General features: G+C 58.9%; 2 protein-coding genes and 1 riboswitch. Both genes read left to right on the top strand.

From position 1 onward, the window contains the following. The first annotated feature begins 139 nt into the window (after positions 1-139). The gene (locus EOA33_RS35175) at positions 140-832 is read left to right on the top strand and encodes a DUF6348 family protein (protein WP_126054015.1); all 693 of its coding nucleotides are present in this window, start codon (positions 140-142) and stop codon (positions 830-832) included. A gap of 60 nt (positions 833-892) precedes the next feature. Further along, positions 893-1,099, top strand: a riboswitch (cobalamin riboswitch). Between the two features lie 36 nt (positions 1,100-1,135). Further along, positions 1,136-1,558, top strand: a 423-nt coding sequence (locus EOA33_RS35170) for a DUF1636 family protein (protein WP_127407681.1), incomplete at its 3' end; no start/stop codon positions are given.

Raw genomic sequence — 1,558 nt, 5'->3', positions numbered from 1 at the left:
GATGCAGGGCTGGCTTGGGCTTGAGCGCATCGAAGTGACGCCGGCCGGCGATTTGGGGCCGGCGCTGGCTGGCGAGATAAGATAGCCAACCCCTGCAGCCTCTGTCATACACGCTCCAACAAACCTCGTAGGTTGTGCAATGGCATCGGACAAAGTGCTCGACATGATCCATGGCGCATTGATTGCGCATGGGATCGATGCAGTGCGTAGAGATCAGGACGTTCTGCTACAGTCGAGGCAACTTCGGTTTGAGGCTGAGGTATTCGAGGCGGAAGCTGGCCGGCTGGTCCTCGAAATCTACATTTTTTCCCCACTGCTTGATGTTCAGCCGGTCATTGAATCCTTTGCTGGCTTCGGTGACACGCGAGAACAAGAATTAAATCAGGCGTTTGAAAAATTTCTTCGTGGCGTTTTCCACGTGGCGATCGAGGGACTGGCTGATCATGTCTGCGACAACATGCAGGCCGAAGTAGAGGTTTGGCAGCAAAGCAGTCCCTGTTGGAAGATCTGGCAAAAAAATGTTCGCTGGAAAATCTATGGTGGACCGGTTATTTCCCAGGCCACCACCGAGCTTAATTCGCTGAACCGGGGTTATCCAACGTTCTACGCCAAGCTGGAAAAGCTGTTCATAGCTTCCGTTTCCCCTGGCAGTCACTTTGTACGCACCTTTTTTGCAGCCTTGAAAGGCGAGCTTATTTGCACCGAGGTCCTTCTGGATAATAAGGTTTGGCAAGAAGGACAGGACCTAGCCCTCAGCCATGACTGGGACCACGGCGATGGTTATCAAGCAGTCCGGCAAGTTATCCTGGCCCTGCCGATTGGCGGCACATGACAGCCTCTGACCGACATAGCCATGTCGTAGCCGCGCGTTGACACATCTGCCCGCAGAAGCCTAAATCCATGGCCAGACGGTCTCCTCCCGGCAAAAGGAGGAGCCAAGAGGGAATGCGGTGCGGGAAAAATGCCCAAATCCGCGGCTGTCCCCGCAACTGTAAGCGAAGAGCCAAGGCCGAAAGCCACTGGGATGTTCCCCGGGAAGGCGGCTAACCAAGGCGATGACCCGCGAGCCAGGAGACCTGCCGTCTGCGAGAAAAGAATCCGATCGCCCGGCGGGTTTCCGGGCAAGGAGCCTGATTTGGAGCGCGACAGCAGTTTTCCGGCTGATAGAGCGGACTTACCGTCCGGCGACGACGATGGTCCGGCCGGCGTGACCGTCATCGTCTGCTCGTCCTGCCGCGACGAGACCGGTTCCGATGCCCATCCGCGCGCCGGCGCGCTGCTCGCCGAGGACACGCGCCGGGCGGCTTCCGGCGAAAAGATCAACATCCGCACCGTCGAATGCCTCGGCAATTGTAAGCGCCGACTGAGCGCGGCACTTCTGCGCGATGGCTGCTGGAGCTACGTCTTCGGCGATCTGGATGCGACCAGTGGCACCGACCTCGTCACCTGCGCCAAGCTCTTCGCCACCTCGACCGACGGCCTCATCCCGTGGCGCGGCCGGCCCGATTCCCTGAAGCGCGGCCTTGTTGCCCGCATCCCTCCCCTCGATCTGCTGAAG

It is taken from the genome of Mesorhizobium sp. M4A.F.Ca.ET.050.02.1.1, from assembly GCF_003997725.1.
GTDB lineage: Bacteria > Pseudomonadota > Alphaproteobacteria > Rhizobiales > Rhizobiaceae > Mesorhizobium.
This window is presented reverse-complemented; position numbering and strand designations above follow the sequence as displayed.

Excerpts from the sequence above, each read along its gene's own strand:
- EOA33_RS35175 (WP_126054015.1), top strand. The coding sequence starts at position 140 with ATGGCATCGGACAAAGTGCTCGACATGATCCATGGCGCATTGATTGCG.